General features: G+C 60.1%; 1 protein-coding gene. It reads left to right on the forward strand.

Features of this window, described 5'->3' with window-relative positions; translation table 11 throughout:
• Positions 1-380 (forward strand): OmpA family protein (locus HBO11_RS28470; protein ID WP_170059075.1); only part of this gene is annotated, 380 nt, incomplete at its 5' end.
• Positions 381-534 lie beyond the last annotated feature (154 nt).

The raw sequence follows: 534 nt of genomic DNA on the forward strand, positions 1-534 counted from the left end.
AGGTGCAGCGCCAAGGCGATGTGATTCAGTTGATCATGCCCGGCAACATCACCTTCGCTACCGACTCGGCGCAGATCGCCAGCAGCTTCTATCAGCCGCTGAACAACCTGGCCAATTCCTTCCGCCAGTACAACCAGAACAGCATCGAGGTTGTCGGGCATACCGACAGCACCGGCTCGTATAGCTACAACATGGAGCTGTCGCAGCGTCGCGCGCAAAGCGTGGCCGACTATCTGTTGGCGCAGGGTGTCGACCCCAGTCGCTTGAGTACCCGTGGTATGGGGCCGGATCAGCCCGTAGCCAGCAACGCCACCGCTGAAGGCCGTGCGCAGAATCGCCGTGTCGAAGTGATACTGCGACCGCTGCCAGGTATGCAGTAACGCGCGTGTACGGGGCAGAACTGCTCTGGATCGCAGTCCCTATCCGCCCGGGCTGATAAGCTTGGGCGGACCTTCACCGCGCCTTGGCGGTTCGAAGGCTGCGGCATGTCTGCCCGATACCAGAAGAAATCCTAAGGAACAGTTATGAAGACCA

Source organism: Pseudomonas sp. WS 5010 (genome assembly GCF_012985565.1).
Lineage (GTDB): Bacteria > Pseudomonadota > Gammaproteobacteria > Pseudomonadales > Pseudomonadaceae > Aquipseudomonas.